This is a genomic window from Microbacterium sp. Y-01 (genome assembly GCF_003856715.1).
GTDB lineage: Bacteria > Actinomycetota > Actinomycetes > Actinomycetales > Microbacteriaceae > Microbacterium > Microbacterium algeriense.
Window position 1 is genome coordinate 2,440,352 of the sequence record NZ_CP024170.1, and the last position, 19,635, is coordinate 2,459,986.

At 68.1% G+C, this 19,635-nt stretch carries 24 protein-coding genes and 1 pseudogene; 16 read left to right on the forward strand and 9 right to left on the reverse strand.

Translation table 11 applies throughout. From position 1 onward, the window contains the following. Positions 1-26: 26 nt before the first annotated feature. Genes CSX12_RS11515 through CSX12_RS11525 form a run of 3 tightly spaced genes read right to left on the reverse strand, consistent with a single transcriptional unit; the run spans position 27 to position 2,609 of the window. Positions 27-527 carry a hypothetical protein gene (locus CSX12_RS11515; RefSeq protein WP_124895869.1) on the reverse strand — a complete coding sequence of 167 codons (501 nt, stop codon included), beginning with the start codon at positions 525-527 and terminating at the stop codon, positions 27-29. A gap of 11 nt (positions 528-538) precedes the next feature. Then, on the reverse strand, positions 539-2,215 hold the full coding sequence (locus tag CSX12_RS11520) for a SulP family inorganic anion transporter (protein WP_124895870.1): 1,677 nt from the start codon (positions 2,213-2,215) through the stop codon (positions 539-541). 19 nt (positions 2,216-2,234) lie between these two features. Then, positions 2,235-2,609, reverse strand: coding sequence for a metalloregulator ArsR/SmtB family transcription factor (locus CSX12_RS11525; RefSeq protein ID WP_124895871.1), 375 nt, complete (start codon positions 2,607-2,609; stop codon positions 2,235-2,237). A gap of 84 nt (positions 2,610-2,693) precedes the next feature. On the opposite strand from CSX12_RS11525, the gene CSX12_RS11530 reads away from it, so the two are divergent. The 3 genes from CSX12_RS11530 to CSX12_RS11540 all read left to right on the forward strand — a co-directional run bounded on the left by CSX12_RS11530 (position 2,694) and on the right by CSX12_RS11540 (position 3,655). After that, the gene (locus CSX12_RS11530) at positions 2,694-2,873 is read left to right on the forward strand and encodes a hypothetical protein (protein WP_124895872.1); all 180 of its coding nucleotides are present in this window, start codon (positions 2,694-2,696) and stop codon (positions 2,871-2,873) included. 23 nt (positions 2,874-2,896) lie between these two features. Then, the gene (locus CSX12_RS11535; protein WP_241160444.1) at positions 2,897-3,232 is read left to right on the forward strand and encodes a hypothetical protein; all 336 of its coding nucleotides are present in this window, start codon (positions 2,897-2,899) and stop codon (positions 3,230-3,232) included. Between the two features lie 66 nt (positions 3,233-3,298). Further along, entirely contained in the window at positions 3,299-3,655 is a 357-nt protein-coding gene (locus CSX12_RS11540; RefSeq protein ID WP_124895873.1) for a zinc ribbon domain-containing protein YjdM, read from the forward strand. Positions 3,656-3,677: 22 nt separating this feature from the next. Here CSX12_RS11540 and CSX12_RS11545 read toward each other — a convergent pair. Both CSX12_RS11545 and CSX12_RS11555 read right to left on the reverse strand, forming a co-directional pair. Beyond that, positions 3,678-4,112: pseudogene (locus tag CSX12_RS11545) on the reverse strand (ATP-binding protein); the annotation flags it as partial. Between the two features lie 505 nt (positions 4,113-4,617). Further along, entirely contained in the window at positions 4,618-5,526 is a 909-nt protein-coding gene (locus CSX12_RS11555) for a helix-turn-helix transcriptional regulator (RefSeq protein WP_206427078.1), read from the reverse strand. A gap of 101 nt (positions 5,527-5,627) precedes the next feature. On the opposite strand from CSX12_RS11555, the gene CSX12_RS11560 reads away from it, so the two are divergent. The 11 genes from CSX12_RS11560 (at position 5,628) to CSX12_RS11610 (ending at position 15,685) form a co-directional block, all read left to right on the forward strand. Beyond that, on the forward strand, positions 5,628-7,088 hold the full coding sequence (locus CSX12_RS11560; RefSeq protein WP_124895875.1) for an MFS transporter: 1,461 nt from the start codon (positions 5,628-5,630) through the stop codon (positions 7,086-7,088). 140 nt (positions 7,089-7,228) lie between these two features. Next, positions 7,229-8,143 carry a helix-turn-helix transcriptional regulator gene (locus CSX12_RS11565; protein WP_124895876.1) on the forward strand — a complete coding sequence of 305 codons (915 nt, stop codon included), beginning with the start codon at positions 7,229-7,231 and terminating at the stop codon, positions 8,141-8,143. 215 nt (positions 8,144-8,358) lie between these two features. Then, a complete protein-coding gene (locus CSX12_RS11570; protein WP_124895877.1) occupies positions 8,359-9,447 on the forward strand; it encodes an ImmA/IrrE family metallo-endopeptidase in 1,089 nt (362 codons plus the stop codon). Then, on the forward strand, positions 9,447-10,361 hold the full coding sequence (locus CSX12_RS11575; protein ID WP_124895878.1) for a bifunctional DNA primase/polymerase: 915 nt from the start codon (positions 9,447-9,449) through the stop codon (positions 10,359-10,361). Before CSX12_RS11570 ends, CSX12_RS11575 begins: the two co-directional genes overlap by 1 nt. Beyond that, on the forward strand, positions 10,358-11,014 hold the full coding sequence (locus tag CSX12_RS11580) for a DUF2637 domain-containing protein (protein WP_124895879.1): 657 nt from the start codon (positions 10,358-10,360) through the stop codon (positions 11,012-11,014). The genes CSX12_RS11575 and CSX12_RS11580 overlap by 4 nt, the downstream gene beginning before the upstream one ends. Beyond that, positions 11,011-11,442, forward strand: a complete 432-nt coding sequence (locus tag CSX12_RS11585) for a hypothetical protein (RefSeq protein ID WP_124895880.1) — start codon at positions 11,011-11,013, stop codon at positions 11,440-11,442. Before CSX12_RS11580 ends, CSX12_RS11585 begins: the two co-directional genes overlap by 4 nt. An 80-nt stretch (positions 11,443-11,522) precedes the next feature. Next, positions 11,523-12,377 carry a hypothetical protein gene (locus CSX12_RS11590; RefSeq protein WP_124895881.1) on the forward strand — a complete coding sequence of 285 codons (855 nt, stop codon included), beginning with the start codon at positions 11,523-11,525 and terminating at the stop codon, positions 12,375-12,377. Next, on the forward strand, positions 12,374-13,447 hold the full coding sequence (locus CSX12_RS11595; protein ID WP_124895882.1) for a ParB/RepB/Spo0J family partition protein: 1,074 nt from the start codon (positions 12,374-12,376) through the stop codon (positions 13,445-13,447). The genes CSX12_RS11590 and CSX12_RS11595 overlap by 4 nt, the downstream gene beginning before the upstream one ends. Positions 13,448-13,523: 76 nt before the next feature. After that, positions 13,524-14,228, forward strand: coding sequence for a hypothetical protein (locus CSX12_RS11600; RefSeq protein ID WP_124895883.1), 705 nt, complete (start codon positions 13,524-13,526; stop codon positions 14,226-14,228). Between the two features lie 15 nt (positions 14,229-14,243). Continuing rightward, positions 14,244-15,419 carry a M23 family metallopeptidase gene (locus tag CSX12_RS11605; protein ID WP_124895884.1) on the forward strand — a complete coding sequence of 392 codons (1,176 nt, stop codon included), beginning with the start codon at positions 14,244-14,246 and terminating at the stop codon, positions 15,417-15,419. Further along, positions 15,419-15,685 (forward strand): DUF6112 family protein, encoded by a 267-nt coding sequence (locus CSX12_RS11610; RefSeq protein WP_124895885.1) that lies wholly within the window; start codon positions 15,419-15,421, stop codon positions 15,683-15,685. Before CSX12_RS11605 ends, CSX12_RS11610 begins: the two co-directional genes overlap by 1 nt. 45 nt (positions 15,686-15,730) lie before the next feature. Here the strand turns inward: CSX12_RS11610 and trxA are convergent, their stop codons facing one another. The 4 genes from trxA to CSX12_RS18500 all read right to left on the reverse strand — a co-directional run bounded on the left by trxA (position 15,731) and on the right by CSX12_RS18500 (position 17,673). Continuing rightward, positions 15,731-16,153 carry a thioredoxin gene (gene trxA, locus CSX12_RS11615; RefSeq protein ID WP_124895886.1) on the reverse strand — a complete coding sequence of 141 codons (423 nt, stop codon included), beginning with the start codon at positions 16,151-16,153 and terminating at the stop codon, positions 15,731-15,733. Further along, positions 16,150-16,455 carry a glutaredoxin domain-containing protein gene (locus CSX12_RS11620; RefSeq protein ID WP_124895887.1) on the reverse strand — a complete coding sequence of 102 codons (306 nt, stop codon included), beginning with the start codon at positions 16,453-16,455 and terminating at the stop codon, positions 16,150-16,152. The genes trxA and CSX12_RS11620 overlap by 4 nt, the downstream gene beginning before the upstream one ends. Beyond that, complete coding sequence (locus CSX12_RS11625) at positions 16,455-17,078, reverse strand: redoxin domain-containing protein (RefSeq protein WP_206427080.1); 624 nt, start codon at positions 17,076-17,078, stop codon at positions 16,455-16,457. The genes CSX12_RS11620 and CSX12_RS11625 overlap by 1 nt, the downstream gene beginning before the upstream one ends. 97 nt (positions 17,079-17,175) lie before the next feature. After that, on the reverse strand, positions 17,176-17,673 hold the full coding sequence (locus CSX12_RS18500) for an Hsp20/alpha crystallin family protein (protein ID WP_164479576.1): 498 nt from the start codon (positions 17,671-17,673) through the stop codon (positions 17,176-17,178). Positions 17,674-17,842: 169 nt separating this feature from the next. On the opposite strand from CSX12_RS18500, the gene CSX12_RS11635 reads away from it, so the two are divergent. Further along, positions 17,843-18,112 (forward strand): DUF6112 family protein, encoded by a 270-nt coding sequence (locus tag CSX12_RS11635; RefSeq protein ID WP_022883069.1) that lies wholly within the window; start codon positions 17,843-17,845, stop codon positions 18,110-18,112. A 40-nt stretch (positions 18,113-18,152) separates the two neighbouring features. After that, complete coding sequence (locus CSX12_RS18505) at positions 18,153-19,634, forward strand: type IV secretion system protein (RefSeq protein ID WP_164479577.1); 1,482 nt, start codon at positions 18,153-18,155, stop codon at positions 19,632-19,634. The last annotated feature ends 1 nt before the right edge of the window (position 19,635 follow it).

Sequence of the window (19,635 nt, forward strand, 5' to 3'; positions counted from 1 at the left end):
GTGCCCGAAGTCGGTGCGGGTCCGGGTCATCGGGTGTGGGCGGTGATCCATCCTGCGGTGAGTGTGCCGGCGAGGGATGCTTCCGTGAGGGTGCTGATGTCCCAGGTGTGTTCGTTGATGCCGAGGCCTGTTCCGGCGAGGAGGAGGACGCGTCCGGTGTTGGCGATGAGGCGGCGGAGGGCGAAGGTGTCGGGGTCGTGGGGGTTCGTGGCGCGGTGGACACGGACGGTCCAGATGGTGTCGGGGAAGGTCCCGTGGAGGACGGCCCCGTGATCGGTAGTGAGATCAATTCGCACTGCCACCGCCGGGACCGTGGGGGCTGTGCGCGCGATGTCGGCGATGTTCGTGGTGGCGACAAGGGCGAAGCCGGCGTCGAGCATGGCCGCGATCCACAGGTTCTGCTGTTCACCGGTCTTGGTGACGAGGGCCGGCCATTCTTCGTACTCGAGGGCGAGCATCGCCGCATGGACCGGGCGTGCGTGCTCGTCGGTGTAGGCGAGAGCTCTCCAACTGTAGAGGTTGCTCATGTGGGCGGGGATCATTCGTTCGACGCTCCGTTCTGATGCCCGCCCCGCAGGGTCGCGTCCGGCGTCGGCGCCCTGCGGATGTGGCTGCGGGCGTGGGCGATCGCGGGGTCCAGGTCGGTGTAGAGGTGGTTGTGGTGGCGGAGGGACGCGATCACTCCGACCCGGGTGGCGAGTTGCAGGTGTTCGGGGGGGATGCCTTTGATGAGGACGGTGATGCCCCGGCGTTCGAGGGTGTGGACGAGTTCGGTGAGAACCTGCGCGCCGGTGGCGTCGAGGACCTGCAGCCCGGACAGCCGCAGGATCACGACCGTCACATTCTGGATAGTGCCGATGCGGGCGACGATGCGTTCGGCCGCACCGAAGAACAGGGCCCCGTCGAGGCGGAACAGGGCGATGCGTTCGTCCCCGGGCTCCGCGGGCGGGGGAAGTTCTTCTCGGTGGACGCCGGCAGTGTTTGCGAGGCGGCGCAGGGTGAAGAACGCGGCGGCGAGGACACCGATCCCGACGGCGTAGATGAGATCCACGCTCACGGTGATGGCTGCGGTGGTCACGAATACGATCGCGTCGGAGCGGGTGGAGCGGAGGATCGTGCGGACCGTGGTGAGGGAGATCATCCGGGTCGCGGTCACCATCAACACCCCCGACAGCGCAGCCAGCGGGATCGTGGAGACGACCGTGCTTGCCGCGTAGACGACGAGCAGCAGGATCAGGGAGTGGACGACAGCGGCGACCCGCGTGCGTGCCCCCGAGCGAATGTTCACCGCGGTGCGGGCGATCGCCCCAGTTGCGGGCATGCCTCCGAACAGTCCGGAACCGAGGGAGGCGAGGCCTTGCCCGACGAGTTCCCGGTCCGCATCGTAGGGGCCGGTGTCGGAGATCGAGGCGGCGACCCGGGCGGACAGCAGCGATTCGATCGCCGCGAGAGCGGCGATCGTGCACGCCGGCCCCACCAGCGCGAGTACCGTTGCGGGGTCTGCGACCGGAAGGAGTGGGGCGGGCAGCGATGCCGGGAGCTCCCCGATCGACGGCACCGGAACCTGGAACACCACAACCAGCACGGTGACCACGATGATCGCGATAATCGAGCCGGGAAGCGCCCGGTGCAGTTTCGGGGCCAGCACCATGATCACCGCGGCCGTACCGGCGATGGCGAGTGACCACCACATCGTGGTCAGATCCACCGTGCCGGCGGCTTCTATGGCGGCGACGGCGGCGTTGCTGCTGGGACCTGCGGGCACGCCGAGAGCGGCGGGGATCTGCTGCAGGAAGATGATGACCGCGATCCCGAACGTGAAGCCCTCGATGACCGGCCATGGGATGAACGTCACCGCGTTCCCCAGGCGCAGCAGGCCCGCGAGGAGCACAATACCCCCAGCCATCACGCACACCACGGGCAGGACAGTGGGCCCGTGAGCGGCGATCACCGGTCCGAGGACGACGACCATCGCACCCGTCGGGCCGGAGACCTGCACGTTCGATCCACCGAAGACAGCCGCGATGACCCCGGCGATGATCGCCGTCACCAACCCGGACGCGGCACCGGCACCCGAGGACACCCCGAACGCCAATGCCAGGGGCAACGCCACGACCCCCACCGTCACCCCGGCGAGCACATCACGCCGCCACGACCGCGGGACCTCCCGGTAGTCCGCCCGCCGCGGCCACAACCCGGCCAACCCTCGTGCCATCAGCGGGCCCCCGGACTTCTCATGCCGCGCCGGGACGTGAAATGTCGGGGAGGGACACCGCGGACACCAACTGCTGCTGCGTTGTGTGCAGCACCTCGGTCAGAAGCGCGCGGGCCGCGCTGAGAAGATCCACGACCTGCGGGTGCGCCACCCGGTAGAACACCAGGCTTCCCCGGCGTTCGGCCGCAACAAGATGGTGCTTGCGGAGGACGGACAGATGCTGCGACAGATGCGACGCCTCGAGGCCCGTGTCCGCCAGCAGCTCCGACACCGACGTCTCCGGCTGCGAGCACAACACCTCCAGTACCCGCACCCGGACCGGGTGCGAGAGCCCCTTGAACAGGTTCGCCTTCACCTCATACAACGGACGCTGCGCATCCCACGTGTCTGCCACCACCAACACCTCCCAATTGATGAATCCATCATATGATGGATACTCACATCCGCTACTCGCCCCGCTGCACCGATTGGACCTGCGATGAAGACCGCCTTCACCTTCACCCTCACCATGGGGTTGCTGCTGTTCGGGATCTGGCTCCTCGGTGCCGCATTCTCCGCAGTGACTGGGCAAGCGTTCGTCTTCATCGGCGGCCTGCTGTGCATCGCCCTCGCCTGGATGATCCCGCTGCTCATCCTCCCCTCCCGCGAACGACGCTAACCCTGCACCGAGAGAACCCGCCCGTGCGCCGCGCCACCCTGACCCGCACCTACCAGTCGCCGACAGGATGCCCCATCCAGCTCCGCCGCGGGGACCACGTCCACGTCGGCTCCGCCGATCACCCACGCCCCGGGTTCGAATTCGTCCTCACCGCGGACGGGCACGGCTGGGTCCCCACCCGTCACCTCACGACCGACCGTCCCACTGCCGTCACCCGCTTCGCCTACGACACCACCGAACTCGACGCCACCATCGGGGACCGCGTCACTGTCATCGTCGACGATCCGCACGTCGGCCAATCCTGGTGCCGCACACCAGACGGACGCGAAGGCTGGCTCCCCCGCGACATCCTCGACTGATCCCGCCACCGTATTCTGGTGTGCCCCTGGTGTGATGGGTTCATCACACCGTTGTATCGTGGGAGCATGGTCGCTGTCCTCCCTCACTGCCCCGCCTGCGCGGGGGAGCACGCCTACGAAATGAGCACGCTCTACGTGTGCCCGCTGTGCGGATTCGAATGGGCAGCGTCCGCACCATCGAACGACGCGACCGACCCGGCCGGCCCCGTTGTGAAAGACGCGGTCGGCAACGTGCTCACTGACGGCGACACCGTCGTGGTCACGACCTCCATCAAGGTCAAAGGCTCCCCACGCGGCATCAAAGCCGGAACGAAGGTCCGTAATATCCGCCTCATCGATCCGGTGAATGGACACGACATCGACTGCAAAGTCGACGGATTCGGCGCCATGCTGCTGAAATCAAGCCTCGTGAAAAGAGCCTGACCCGTCTGTCGTCGCCTTGGCGCTAACACCCCAGGGCTTGACGGGCATGGGCGAGGCAGTAGGAGTCGGTGCCGGTTTCGATGATCGCGGCTCCGAAGGTGAGCCGGTCGACGATCGCGGCGCAGAGCCTGGGGTCGGTGAAGGTTTTGGTCCGGCCGGCGAAGGATTCGTTGGAGGCGATGGCGACGCTGTTCTTGTCTTCGCGTTCGGTGAGGACCTGGAAGAGGAGCTCTGCACCGCGGCGGTCGAGTTGCATGTAGCCGAGTTCATCGATGCAGAGCAGGTCGACGCGCCCGTAGCGGGCGATCGTCTTGGACAGCACGAGTTCATCGGCTGCTTCGACGAGTTCGTTCGCGAGCTTCGTAGCGAGGGTGTACTTGACCCGGTACCCGGCCATCACGGCCTCGGTGCCGAGCGCGATCAGCAAGTGCGACTTCCCGGTGCCGGAGTCGCCGAGACCGTCCCGCGCGTCACGCCGGATAGCCGCGAACAGGCCAACCCGAGAATCCTTCACCAGAAGCTCCCCGCATCGTCGCGGGACCCCCCCATCATCCTCCCCACGCCGGGTGCTGTCGAGACTCATCAACATCCAAAGACCCTCGTGGTCGAGTGCTGTCGAAATTCACCGATAATCGCTGTCGGAACTCATCGACAAAATCACCCAGATCGACGTCGGAGTGTTCGCCTACTGCGGCATTGACGATGTCCAGGGCCACCTCATCTACGACGTCGAAGGTGATCACAACGCATCCCGGCGTGATACTGGCCTTCGCCAGGCGCGCGACATCGCTATCGGGTTCCTGTCTCCGGGAAGGGTGCCGAGAACCACGAAAGCTGACCATCTGAAAGCTCGAGCGCACATGCAGCGAACGCAGTGACCGCGCTCACAGCATGCGTCACCGACGTTGCCGCGTAGCCATGCTCAACGCGCTGGACCGAGCGGATGTCCTGTAGCAACGGATCTACTGGCCGGCTGCGGCAGCCCCGTCGCGGGTCACCTCGTCAATCTCATGGACTTGGAGATGCGAACCGTTCGCGAAGGCCGAGAGCTGTTCCAGCTGACGACGCGTCTGGTCGCTCTCAGGGGTCATTATCGTCAGTCGGTGTCCCGTTTCCGCGATTTGAGTTGAGACGAAGCTCAAGCTGAGCTCGCCGACCAAAGGACTGTCGATGCGCTTCACGTCATAGTGTTGGAGGAGCACATCGTGTCGCTTCCAGAGCCGTGCGAACTCTTCGGATTGGTCGAGGAGCCGGTCGATCACGAAGGCGGTCTCCGGGCCGTTCGCTGCTGTGCTTGCAGCGGCGCGCATCCTTGCCACCATCCTGGATGCCACCAGGTCGGCGTCGACATAGCGGTCGCGCCAGGATGGGTCGGTGAAGAACTTCACGGCGCAATTTCGATCTGCGGCCGGGATGTCATCCATGTCCGTGAACAGGTGCCGATACGTCTGGTTGTAGGCGACGACGCTGAACAACGGCGTTTGTAGGCACGCGGGATAGGGATCGAGCTTGTCGAGCACCGGCTGGAAGGCAGCGAGCAGGGCGGGATCGCAGGCGACAGGCTGAGGCTCTGATGGTTGCATTCCTGCGAGTCGCAGGAGATGCTGTGACTCCTCATCGTTCAGGCGGAGAGCACGGCTGATGGCCGTAAGCACCTGCATGCTGACGTTGATCGTGCGGCCTTGCTCGAGCCAGGTGTACCACGTCACCCCGACACCCGCGAGGACGGCGGCTTCCTCGCGACGAAGCCCGGGAGTGCGGCGACGACCGGTAGACGGCAACCCCACCTGCGCGGGAGACAGTCGCTCTCGCCGACTGCGCAGGAAATCTCCGAGCTCTCGGCGCGCGATCACGGAACTGGTATCGGTCACTGTTCCATGCTGAGGCATAGTGTCGGACTTATCCAGGTTCAGTCAGTACCCTCATAACCAGGCTTCTGGTACCCGGATCAGAAGTTGAGGACGATCAACGGGTGAGTACTGCATCTTCATCGCCACGCACCGGTTCCGTCCCTGCCCCCTCGGCTTCCTCACCGCCAAGCGGGTTGGGGCGGGCTGGCCTGTTCGCGACACTGTCTGCCCTGTTCCTCTCGGTTGTGAGTTTCGCCGCAGCGGGTATCGCTGTGCCCGACATCGGAGCCTCACTCCAGGCAACCGCGGCCGAGCAGTCCCTCGTCGTCGCGATCTACGCGCTAGGCTTCGCCGTCCCTCTCGTGCTCGGCGGGCGACTCGGAGACCTCTACGGCCGCCGACGCCTGTTCCTGATCGGCATGGCCGGATTCACCTTGTTCTCGCTCCTGGCCACATTCGCGCCAACCATGTTCGTCCTGATCACCGCGCGCGCGCTGATGGGAATCTCGGCGGCCGCGATGGTCCCGCAGGTGCTCGCGACGATCACCGCCTCCACACAGGGACGTGAGCGTGCCCGAGCGGTCGCCTGGTTCGGGGCGACAGCGGGCGGCGCGACAGCGGTCGGGCAGGTGCTCGGCGGCATCCTCCTCTCGCTCCCCCTGTTCGGCGCCGGGTGGCGCACCGTGTTCGCTGCGAGCGTCGTATTGGGGGCCCTGTCCTTCCTCGCCGCGCTGCGCTGGGTACCCTCCACCAGTGCGCCCGGCCACCGCTCGCTGGACCTGATCGGCACCGTGATGCTGGGCGCAGCGCTCCTCTTCCTACTCGTTCCGCTCTCACAAGGCGCCGGTCTCGGCTGGCCAGCCTGGTGCTGGGCACTACTGATCATGGCTCCCGTACTCTTCGCCGTCTTCTGGGTATGGCAGCACCGCGTTCACCGAAGTGAAAGAGCCCCGCTGGTCCCGCCCCCGCTGTTCCGCCTGCGGTCCTACCGCGTCGGTATCCTCATGGCGCTGATGCTCCAATCCACCTACGGCGCATTCACCTTCGTCTACGCTCTCACTGCACAGACCGGCCTCGGCTGGACGCCAATGCACACCGCGCTCGTGCTGCTGCCCTTCGCGCTCTGCTTCTTCAGCGTCTCGGTCTGGTCCGGCAAACTGGCAACCAAATTCGGCTTCCGTCGACTCCTCATCATCGGCGGCATCATCCAGGCCGTTCTGCTGGCAGTCACCGCCGCATCCATCCTTCTCCAGCGCCCCGAACTGAACTCGTGGACCTTCGCGGCACTACTGATCGGTGTCGGAATCGGACAAGCGCTCATGTTCGGCCCCCTCGTCGGAGCCATGGTCGCCGACGTCCCCCCGACCATCGCCGGAGCCGCATCCGGCGTCCTGCAGACCGTGCAGCAAGCATCCATGGGCATGGGAGTCGCAATCGCAGGCGGACTCCTCTCCACCGCAGTCAACGGCGCCACAATCCCCATCGCCGACACCTACACCAGCGCGCTCGCCATCTGCATGCTCGTCCAAGCCGCATTCGCGATCACCTTCGCGCTCTGCGCCCTCGCCCTCCCCCGGCGGTAGCGAAGGGCAAGGGCCGGGAGCTATGGCAATGCATTTTCCCGACGGTTCGGCGGCTAGAGCGCAATGCTCCCGGCCCGGCCCAAACCGGCTGCAGCAAGCCGCGTAACGTGCCGCGACATCAGCAACTACGACAGCGCCGCATGAAGCACCTGTACCAGCCTTTCCTCGCAAGGACGACGGTGCTGCGCCGTCCTATCCCTCCGTCTGCTCACGACTGCGTGATGCTGCTCGTCGTCCGTGAAGGTTCAGCGTTCCTCTCGAGCGAGTTCGAGCAGCAGCCCATCCGACTCGGAGATGCTGTGGTTTTGGGCGCGAGCTCGCTGTACGGCTGCGTGCCAGAAAGGTCGATTACGATCACGACGATTTGCCTCGACACGGACTACCTTGTCGACCAAATCTTCTGGCAGCACACGCCCCTACTGGCCGATCGCCTCCATGCCCGGCAGTTTGTCAAGACAATCTATGCCGACCCGGCTCAGATTATCAGTCTGGGCGAAACACGCATCGCACTATTGACGCCTTGGTTGGATGAACTCGTTACATTGAGCAATGTCAGTCCGGACGCCACGCACTTCTTCCGAAGGCAAGCGCTGCTGTCCTCGGTGCTCGATGTGCTGGCACCCTTCGTCAAGACGACCCCCACACGGCCATTGGCCAGCCCGCATGCACGGAGCATCCCCTCTGTGCCTCAAGTCCGACGTTTCATCCCACTTCGCGCGGAAGCGAGGCAGGCACGCGACCTGCTACAGGGGGCGCTATCTGAATCCTGGACACTCGTGGCGCTTGCGGAGCAGGTACATCTCTCGCCGAAGCAGCTTTCACGAGTCTTCGTCGACGCTTTTGGCAAGACACCAATCACCTACCTGACGATGCTAAGAGTTGAGCGCATGGCGTACCTGCTGCGTAACGAAGCGATTAGCGTGGCTGCAGCTGGCAAGGCGGTCGGCTGGTCCAGCCGTAGCCGTGCGGCGGAGGCATTCCGAAATTACACCGGAATGACGCCTCACCAGTACCGATGTCAGGCCCGCACCACCGCACTTCGCTGGCCGAGATAGGGACGTGATTGCAGCCCAAACGGACACGTTCGACGGGAATGTGACCCCGCGGGTGATTCAGGCAGGTAGATCGGATCGGACACGTCGGGGCTATCACGGAGCCTGACGGTCACGCCATCTGCCCGTTGTCCGTCTCGTCTTTCTGATCATCCCGGCGCACCTCATGGTCGCAAGGGTCAGCGGCTTGTGTCGTTGGCCTCGCCGGGAGGAGGTCGATGATGGCGACGGGCGAGGAGGCGCGGGCTGCGCGGGACGCGAAGCTCGAACAGCTCCATGAGCGATTGACGGCTGCGGTCGATCAGCTCGTCTCGGGTGAGGACTGGAAGCGTGCTCTGGAGTTCGCTGCGCGGTTCCGGGCGAAGTCGTTCAACAACACGCTGCTGATCTGGGCGCAGCATCTCGACCTTTACGAGGCAGGGCGCACGAGCGCGCCGGAGCCGACGTTCGTAGCCGGCTACAAGCAGTGGAAGGCGCTGCGTCGCTCTCCGCTGGCGGGCGGATCGATGCAGATCTTCGCGCCGCTGATGGCGCGGTTCGCGTCGTCAACGCCGCAGGCCCCCGAGTCATGGCGTCGGCTGGACAAGCACGAGAAGCCGAAGCCCGGCGAAACGGTCCGGTCGAAGATGGTACGCGCGATCCCGGTGCGAGTCTGGGATGTCTCGATGACCGACGGTCCGCCGATCCCTGAACGCCCGGCACCGACGCTGCTTGAAGGCGAGGCGCCGGACGGCTTGTGGGAAGAGCTTTCGGCGCTGGTGGTGGCAGAGGGCTTCTCGGTGCTGCGGGTCGAGCACGGGGGGATGATCCACGGCGCGAACGGCCTGACGGACTTCCAGGCGCGCACGGTCGCGGTGCGCACGAACATGGACGGGGCCGCGCAGGTGAAGACTCTTGCGCACGAGCTCGCGCATGTGATGCTGCACGGCCCCGGCAACCCGGATGCGACCGGACATCGAGGCATCGGCGAGGTCGAGGCCGAGTCCGTGGCGCTGATGATCGGCGCCGCGCATGGCATGGACACCACCGCCTACACGATCCCGTATGTCTCGGGCTGGGCGGGCACGATCAAGGACAAGGACCCGGCCGAGGTCGTGCAGGCCACCGGCGAGCGAGTCCGTAAGACCGCCGTCACGATTCTCGGCGCCCTCGATACCGCGCAGGTCGGCACCGGGGACCCGCCCGGTCTGACCCGTGATCCCGCGGAAACCTCGCATAGGGCTGGCTCGGAGCGGATCGCACCCCAGATGCTCGTCGAGTCAGCGCGTTCGTCGCGTCCTGCGGACGTCGCGGTGAGGAGCCTGTGATGAGCGTCGCCAGCGTTATCTCCTCGGTGTCGGATCTTCCGCTGCCGCAGGCCGCTGTGCTGCTCGCTTCCGCTGGGGTGCCGGTGTTCCCGTGCGTGCCGGGCGCGAAGAACCCGCTGTTGAAGCCGGACGAGGAGAACCCGGAAACGCAGCTCGGCGGGTTCCACGCGGCAACCACCGATGCCCGTCAGGTGGCGGCGTGGTGGCGGCGGTGGCCGTCGGCGAACATCGGCGTCCCGACCGGCGCTGTCTCCGGGGTCGTGGTCGTCGATGTGGACCGCAAGCCCGGCGGTGACGGGTTCGCCGCATTCGAGCGTGCCCGCCGTGCCGGGCTGGTGCCGGGGTGGCTGGCCGTGGTCAGGTCGGCGTCGGGTGGGGCGCACTTCTATTTCCCGGCCGATCCGGACCGGCCGCAGCGGTCGTGGCAGGCGGCGAAGGCGCATGTGGACTTCCGTGGCGACCGCGGCTACATCATCGTCCCGCCCTCGGCCGTGACCGGCTCCGGTGCCTACGAGTTCGTCGCCGGTGCCGACCGTGCGCCCGCCCCAGTCGATGCGGCTCGGCTGCGGTACTTCCTCGACCCGCGCCCGGACCCTGCCCCGCATCGGATGCGCGGCCCGATCTGCTCGGAGGATGCGGCGCGGCTGGCCGCGTGGGTCGGGTTGCGCGCCGAGGGTGAGCGCAACCGTGGCCTGTTCTGGGCGTCGTGCCGTCTCGCGGAGGCAGGTCTGTCGCTGTCGGAGTTGGTCGATGCGCTCGCCCCGGCGGGTGAACGAGTGGGCCTTGCACCGCGAGAGATCGAGACCACGATCCGCTCTGCGTACCGCGCCGCGCACGCCCAGCCCGCATCTGTCGCCGTGCGGGGCGATGCGCCGCAACGGCCGGTGCGGCTCACGGGGCAGGTGCTCTCATGAATCCGCCAACGACCGTGCGGACGCGGGGCGGGCGGGTCGCGGTCGTGACGGCCGTGGCCGGGACGGTGTTCATCGCGGCCGACGCGTTCTGGCTCTCGTTCACCGCCCTCGCGGACCTCGCTCGCCGCTCGGGCGTGGATGCCGGGCAGGCGTGGGCGTGGCCGCTCATCGTCGACGGGATCATCGTCGTCGCGACGGTCGCTGTCGTTGCGCTCGCTGGCCAGCGGTCGGCTTGGTACCCGTGGGGGCTGCTCGCGGCCGGTGCGCTGGTGTCGGTGACGGCGAACGCGATCCACGCCGTCGTCGCGGCCGACGCCGACGTGCCGGGCGTGCTCGCCGCGTGTGTGGCGGCGGTGCCGCCGCTGGTGCTGCTGGCGATCACGCACCTCACGGTGATTCTCACTCGCCCCCTTCCCGTGAGCATCGAGCCCGCCGAGGAGTCTGCGCCTGATGAGGACATGCCTGATGCTCCACCGGCGCCGCTGGCAGTCGTGCCGATGCGCCGAGCGGGCCGGGAGCTCGCGGCGCGCCTGCGGGAGCAGGGCTGGTCGAACAAGGCCATCGCCCGCCATCTGGGCGTGCACCCATCCACGGTGGGCCGCTGGTTCGTCCCGCCCGCACTGACGACGGCTGAGGAGAAGGAGACGCCATGAACGAAGACCAGCACACGACCGCTCTCCACGAGCTGGTCGAGCGCGAGCCGGACCGGCGGAAGCGCGACGAGACGCCGTGGGAAGGGGATGCCTCGGTGCTCGCCCGGCACCGCGACCCGTCGCTGACTCAAGACGCCATGGAGGTAGCGAAGAAGCAACGGCCGGGTGTGGAGTGGGTGCGCCCGACCGACCTGATGGTCTCCCGCTCTGCCCGGATCGCGGGGCGGGGTATCGACTTCCACGCTGAGCTCGCCCGCCGCTCCCGCCGGGTTCCCGGCCAGGCGTACCGGGCGACGCGTACCGGGGCGCGCACTGGTGTCCGGTTCGTGAGCGAGCGTGCCCGGAAGCTGCCGCCCGTGACGGCGTTCGGCCGCGGGTCCGGGGAACACTACGCCTGGGTGTCGCGCTCCGGGATCGGGCTCGGGTAACCATGTTCGCCCCCGGCGCGACGGCGCGAAGCCAGGCCGCTGGGGGCCGTGTGCGCACCTGCCTATCAGGAGGTGCCGTTATGGAGACTGCCACGGCCCGCAAACGGCGGGAACGATTCGAGGATTCGGAGGCGCTGCGTGCCCTGCTCACTCGCCTCCACGAGGCCGGGCGCGGAGCGTGGCGCCATGACCCGGAGGCCGCTGCGCTCATGGAGCATGCGGCGAGCAAGTACGCGGCGCTGGCCCGCAAGCACGGGCTGGACCCGTGGGAGGCCGCGTCAGCGGCATTCGAGGCGATGCGCGGTGCCGCGACCCGTCGGGCGGAGGACCCGTGGGCGGTGATCACGCGGGCGGTGCAGGTGACGTGCACCGCGGAGGAGCGCGGCAACGGGCTGCTGTGCTCTGTCCACCAGGCCCGCCGGCCCCGCTACTCGGTGTTCCACGATGCGGAGCGGTTCAGCGACCGGGAGAACCCGCTGCCCGACTACCACCCCACGTTCCGGTTCGACCCTTTCACCGACGACGAGCCCGACCCTGAGAATGCGGTGCCGGAGCGGGCGATGAACGTCGCCACCGCCATCGAGGATACGATCGCGTTCCTCACCCGGGTCGGGTGGGAGCCAGAGACCGCGAGGGCCGCGGTCGAGTACGTCACTGCCCGGCTCACGGAGGCGTCCTCGCGGGCGTCGGCGTTCGAGGTGTTGCGCCGCGACCGGCAGGCCCGCGCCCTCCTCGACCTCCCCGGCACCTCCTGGACGGCGCTGCTGCGGGTCGTGCTCGGGGTTCCCGACCCAGCCCTCGCGCACACGAACGCGGGCCGCGGCATGCTCGTACGGCTTCTGATCGGCCAGCCGCTGCGGGCTTTGCTGACGGACGACGACCTCGTGATTACGGCCGGGCTCGCTGCCCCGCGCATTGGGAACGACGGGTCATGAGCGCGCCGCTGGAAGGCCGAATCGAACTGGAGCGTGCTGTCGATTCGATCATCGTCGGCGCGCGGCATCGGCGCGACCACGGCGACCTGACCCCGCTGGTCGAATCGATCCGCCGCCACGGACTGCTCCAGCCGATCACGGTCACCCTCGACGGGCACCTGATCTGCGGCGCCCGACGGCTCGCAGCGATCAAGATGCTCGGCATCAAGACCGTCAACGTCTGGGTGCGCTCCGGCGTCTCCAACCGGCTCGGACAGCTCCTCGCGGAGCAGGACGACAACCAGCTTCACAAGCCCCTCACCCAGCTCGAAGCCGCCGCCCTCTACCGCGAACTGAAGACCCTGCTGGCCGAGGACGCCGTCCGCCGCCAGGAGGCCACCCGGTTCCAAGCGTCCGCCGACGACGCAGAAGGCGGTGGTGCCAATTTGGCACCACCGCAGATCGAGCAGGGCAAGACCCGCGCGCAGGCCGCTCGGATGGTCACTGGCCGCGCCTCATACACGACGTTGGAGCGCATCGGCCGGCTGGAAGACCTCGCCGCGGACGAATCCCAGCCCGAGGCGGTGCGGGCGCGCGCCGCGCAAGAGGTCGAGCGGATCAAGACCGGCGGCAGCGTCTACCCCTCGCATCTGCGCGTGAACGCGGAGCTGTCGCTGGCGGAGCTCGACCAACTCGCCGCCGACCCGGACCAGCCCGCCGAGCTGCGCGACCAGGCCCGCACCGAAGCGGATTTGGTGCGAGCCGCGGAACGGGAGGCGAAGGCCGCAGAGCTGGAGCAGTTGGCGCAGGCCGCGCTCGCCCGCGTCAAGGCAGCCAAGACCAGCAGGGCCGCGAAACGACCCGCACTGACGGCGGTGGAGCCGGGCCTCCCGGTGCCGTTCCCCCTGAGCGTGTTCACCGCGACGTGGGACGACATGGCCTCGTGGTGGGAGCACTACGACCCCACCGAGGTCGGCCCGGCGCTCACCACCGAGCAATGGGCACGGTTCGAGGAGACGATCGCCGGCACCGTCGCGTTCGCCGATGCCGCCCGTGCCGCCCGGGAGGGCCGGGCTGAGCAGACTGCCTGAACCCGGGGCCGGGTGCGGTGGCGCACCTTCCTGGCAACCACTCATCCCTGTTGCCGTCCGGGAAGGACACCTGTTCATGGACCCCGCCGCTCCCGACGACCGTCGCCGTCGTCGCGTGCTGATCGCCGCCACCGCCGCAGGCCTCGCCCTGCTGATCCTCGTCGGCGTCGGTATCTACGGACTCGTCCGCGGCCCCGCTGCCCCGACCGACCCGCGGCCGCCGAGCGAGCGACCCTCCACCACAGCGCCGCCTGTGACGCCCGACTCGACGCCGGGCAATGAGCTGGAGCCGCTGCGGCAGAACCTCGGCCCGGAAGCGTTCGCCCGCGCGGTCGCGACCGCGCTGTTCACCTGGGACACCACGGCCGGGCACACGCCTTCGGACTATGCGCAGGTGCTCGCGGATGCCGCTCACGGTTCCGAGGCGGATGCGTTCGTGGGCGATGTGCGCGCCTATCTCCCGACGACGGAGACGTGGGCGCAGTTGCGCCAGTATGCGACGCGCCAGTTTCTCACCATCGACGAGATGTTTGTCCCGGAGGGGTGGGAGACCGCCGTCGACCAGGCCGCCCCCGGCCAGATCCCGGCCGGGGCGATCGCCTACACGATCGAGGGCACCCGGCACCGCGACGGCACCTGGGGCACGACGCCGGTGGAGGCGTCCCGACCGGTCGCGTTCACCGTGTTCCTCGTCTGCACCCCGCCCACGCCCGGCCGCGGCGCGGCATCGGGTTCGTGCGAGGTGCTGCGGCTGTCCGAGCTCGATAACCCGCTGCGCTGAACCGGGAGCGTTGCGATGAAGAAGCTCGCCGTCCTCGCCCTCACCCTGCTGCTCATCGGGCCCTCCACCGCCCTGCTGGGTGTCGCCACGCTCAGCGGCACCTCCGCGACCGCCGCCGTCTGCGCGCCCGGCTCACTCGCGGTCGGCCCGATCCCGGACTCGCTGACCGCGACGACCCGCAACGGCGAGACGGTCACGCTGAACCGGCAACAACTCACGCACGCGGCCACGATTATCACGGTCGGCGGGCAGACCGCCGGCGTCGGACGCGACGGTGTGCTCATCGCGCTCATGGCCGCGCTCACCGAATCCACTCTGCGGATGCTCGCCAACACCAGCGCCTACCCGGAGTCGGCGGACTATCCGAACGACGGCGACGGGTCTGATCATGACTCGCTCGGCCTGTTCCAGATGCGCCCCGCCAGCGGCTGGGGCACGGTCGCGGAACTCATGGACCCGGACTACCAGGCTCGAGCCTTCTACGGCGGCGAGGCCGGCCCGAACTACCCGTCCCCGAGGGGGCTGCTCGACATCCCCGGCTGGCAGGAGCTCGACCCCGGCGAGGCCGCCCAGGCCGTCGAGGTCAGCGCTTATCCGGACAGGTATCAGAACTATCAGCCGGTCGCTGAGGCGATCCTCGCCGCGCTCACCCGCCCCGTGCCCTCTGGTACCGGTGGCGGGGATGAGGCACCGGTCGTGCCCGAGACGACCAGGATCGTGTTCCCGCTTCCCGAGGGAACTTGGGTACGGACGAGTCCCTTCGGGTGGCGTAACGACCCGATCACCGGCGAACGCCGCTTCCACGCAGGCTCGGACTTCGCCGCCGCCGACGACACCCCGATCTACGCCGTCGCGGACGGCGTCGTAGTGCGCGCGAATTACACCGACGCTGGCGGCGGGGTCATCGTCATCGAGCACACCGTCGGCGGGCAGCGGGTCGCCTCGATGTACATCCACATGTGGGCGCACGGCATCCACATCGCCGAGGGCGACATCGTGACAGCGGGCCAGCACATCGGAGACGTCGGCTCCTCTGGGCACTCCACAGGCCCGCACCTCCACCTCCAGATCCACCCCGGCGGCGCTAGCGCCGACGCGGTCGACGCCGATGCCTGGCTCACCGATCACGGCGCCGAGGGCATCACCGGCGGCGAGGCGACACCTGCCCTTTGTACTGCCGGGGGTGCGTGATGGACGTGTTCCCCGACTTCGGGGGCGTCAGCGGCGCGGCAGATCTCCGCGAGGTTGTCGGCGCGCTGCTCATGTTCGTCCTTGTCACCGGCGTGCTCATGCTCGTCGTCTGCGCCATCATCTGGGCGATCGCATCCTCCAGCGGCAATTACCAGGCTGCGACCAAGGCCAGGATCGGCCTGTTCGTCGCGGTCGGAGCCGCCGCTCTCGCCGGGGCCGGCGTCGCGTGGCTCAATTTCCTCCTGGGCGTCGGCACCCAGCTCTGAGCCATGCGCTCCGTCCCGCGGCGCTCGATCGGCGCTGCATCAGCCTCAGGTGGTGAGTGCGCGTTCGACCCAGGCGCGCAGTTGCGGGGCGGGGACAGCGCCGATCATGCGGTCCGCCTCCTTCCCGTCGCGGTAGAGCAGGAGGGTGGGAATCGAGGACACTCCGTGGCGTTGGGAGATCCGCGGCGCGGTGTCGGCGTTGACCTTGGCGACTTTGAGGCGCCCGACGAGGTCGCGGGAGAGCTGGTCCACGACGGGCGCGATCTGCCGGCATGGCCCACACCAGGGCGCCCACACGTCCACGAGCACGGGCAGGGTCGCCTTGGCCACGACGGCGTCGAACGAGTCATCATCGGCGTCCACGAGCCAGGGCAGGTCGGTGTGGCACTTGGCGCAGCGCACTTTGCCCGGACGTGCCGGGGGTACGCGGTTCTTCGCCGCGCACCCCGGGCACGTCACCACGCTCACAGCCGGACCCCGTGCCGGGCGAGGACGGCCTGCACCTGGCGGAGGCTGGGCTCCATGAGCCACTCCCCGTCGATGTGCACGATCGGGGTACGCAGCCGTCCCCGGGTCAGCGCCTCCAGACGGGAATGCACGGAGGGGTGCTCGTCGAGGTCGACGTAGTCATAGCCAATACCCGCCCGGTCCAGTGCCCGCCGGATGAGCTGAGTTATCCCGCACCACCTATTGCCATAAATCGCCACCGGCACCGTGCGTAGACGGGGCACGGTGCGCGGACGGGTGGGAGTGACATCCCAGATGGTCATCACTGCACCTCCTTATCGTCGTGCCGTCCGTCCGCGACGAGATCGAGAGCGGACACGAGCTCGTCGAAGTCGGGCAGTTCCTTCAGCCGCTCGGACACATGAGCCCAGCGGATGACGCCCTCGGCATCGATCAGGTAGAGGGCGCGTTCACTGTGCCCGTCGGCATTACGCCACACGTTGTACGCGCGGGCCGTCTCACCCCGAGGCTGGAAGTCGCTCAGCAGCGGGTAGCGGATGCCACGTACCGCCGCCCATGCGCCGTGACTGTAGATCGAGTCGACCGAGATGCCCAGCAGCTGGATGCCGCGTGAGGCGAACTCGTCATGCTCCTGCTCATACAACTCCAGCTGCACGCTACATCCCGGACTCCAGTCCAGCGGGTAGAACACCAGCGCCACGGGCGAGCCGCGCAGTTCCGAGAGCCGCACGATCGTGCCGTCCGCGGCCGGGAGGGCGAAATCCGGTGCCGGCGTCCCCGGCTCCAGGCCCGTCGTCACCCGAGGCCCGTCCATCGGCGGTGCGCTGCGGTAGAGATCTCGAACAGCGGCCAGATCATCCGCGGCCTCCGGCACGAGCGCGGTCTCAATGGTTCCCGCCGAGTCCAGCAGGTCGAAGGCATCCATCACGCCACCCCCACCCGTCGCGAGCGGACCACGTGGACCGGGACGTTCCCGCGCATCCGGCGCCCGGGGCCCCGCCGGGTCCCGGGCAGCCACCGGGTCAGGAAGCGACCGAATGCGCGGGTACGGCTTTTGGGTCCGCGACCTCCTCCGCCGTGCCAGCCGACTCGATCGCCTGTTGTGCCGGCGCGGACGCGCCCACAGCGACCGCGACCTTGCGCGGGAGCGCATCGGCCCTCACCGGCAGCGTGACCTTCAGCACGCCGTCCCGGTAGTCCGCCGCGATCGCGTCCAGATCCACCTCGTCGCCCAGCGCAAGCTGCCGCACCACACGCGCCGAACTGCGCTCACGGACCAGCCAGCGCTCACCACGGTCCTCACGCGAGGTGTCACGATCAGCCCGGATGGTCAGCAGGCCCGCCTCGGCCGACACATCGATCGACGACGGATCGAACCCCGGAAGATCAGCCTCCACCACATAGCGACCATCCTCCCGGTAGAGGTTCACCGGTGCAGAGCTCAGCGCGGGCTCCGGGAACCCGGAGAAGAACGCCGAGCTGATCCGGTCCAGCTCCTTGAACGTATCGAACAGCATCATCACTCTCCTCTCACTCATTGAGTCACCTCGACTCAAGTTCACTTTCGGTGACACACATGCGCACCGTTTTATTCCCACCTTCAGAGAAAGATTTCCGATCCGCACACCATGTGTCGCGGAGCGCACCTGACAGCCGAGAACCCCTCTCGACCAGTCAGGAGCACCCACCGTGATCGACATCGACCCCAACAGCTCGGGCCTTCCCGGCATCGAGCAACTGCGCATCATCGTCGGCGCAGTCATGACCGTCGGCCTCATTCTCTCCGTCCTCGCCCTCATCATCTCCGCGATCGTGTGGGGCTTCGGTGCCAACAGTTCCAACCCGCACCTCGCCAGCCGCGGGAAGGTCGGCGTGCTCGTCTCCTGCGGGGCGGCGATCATCTGCGGTGCCGCGGTGACGCTCATCAACTTCTTCTGGGGCGTCGGGCAGGCCGTCTGATGGCCACCCGACATGACTCCCGGCCTCGGGGGTGGCTGCGGTGAGCATCTGTGACGTTCCAGTCATCTCCTCCGTCTGCGACGCCGTTGGTGAAGGCACCGCCTCCCTGATCGCTGCCCCGTTCGACTGGCTCGCTCAGGCGATGGCCGGAGCTGCCGCGTGGCTGTTCGAAGCAGTCTGGTGGGTATTCGACACCACGACCCTCGTGGACGTCACTAGCGCCGAGTACGTCGGCGTCTACAACGTCCTGTTTGGCGTCGCCGTGTTCATCATGCTCGTGTTCTTCTGCTTGCAGCTCATCACCGGCCTCATCCACCGCGACCCGACCGCTCTATCCCGTGCGGCGCTCGGCCTTGCCAAATCCGTGCTCGGCAGCTTCTTGATCATCACGCTGACGGCTCTGTTGCTGGAGGTGACCGACCAGCTCGCGGTGGGGATCGTGCAGGCCACCGGCAACACGATGGAAGGGATGGGGACCCAGATCGGGCTCCTCGCCGCCGGGCTCGCGACCGTCAACATCGCCGCTCCCGGGGTCGGCGCGATCCTGACGATCTTCCTCGCGGGACTGGCGATCAGTGCGGCGGCGATCGTGTGGTTCTCGCTGCTGATCCGCAAGGCGCTGCTGCTGGTCGCCATCGTGTTCGGGCCGGTCGCAATGGCGGGGGCGACGTGGGATGCGACCAAGGGCTGGTTCGCCAAGTGGGCGGCCTTCGTCATCGCGCTGATCTTCTCCAAGCTCGTCCTCGTCGTGATCTTTCTCGTCGCGATCGGGCAGGTGTCCGCACCGATCGAGGCGGACCTGGCATCCATCTCCGACCCGATAGCCGGGGTGGTGCTGATGTTCATCGCCGCGTTCGCCCCGTACATCACGTACAAATTCCTGAGCTTCGTCGGGTTCGACATGTACCACGCGATGTCGTCCGAGCAGGAGGCGAAGTCCGCGCTGAACCGGCCCGTGCCGGTGCCGTCCGCCCCGCAGGCCGACACGGCCAAGAAGGTCCTCGACAGCGGCACCGACCCCGGCAGCGAGCCCCCGAGCGGTGGAGGGGGTGCGGGCGGAGGCTCAGCACCGCCCCCACCCCCTCCGGGTGCGTCGGCCGTGGCTCCTGCCAGCGCGGGAGCGGGCACGGCGGGCACCGGCGCCGCCGCATCAGCCGGAGCCGGAGCAGGGGCAGGGGCTGGAGCGGGCGCCGGAGCTGCCGGCGCTGGTGCGGCTGGTGCCGGTGCGGCCGCGGGGCCGGTCGGTGCCGCGGTGGTCGTCGGAGCCGCCGTGGTCAAGGGCGCAGCGACCGCTGGCCCGAAGGCAGGCAAAGCGGTAGGCGGCGCGGCGGACAGTCAGGCCAGCGCGGCGGCCGAACAGACATCCCCGCCGCCGTCGCAGGGCACCCCACCGCGTCCCGCATCGTCAACTCCGCCTCCGGCCACGCCGTCCTCTCCCGGCCCTGCAGAGTCCTCGCCCGCGCCTCGGCGCCGGCAGGACCCGCCGCCTCCGCCATCGTCCACCCCGGCTGGGAAGGAGTAAC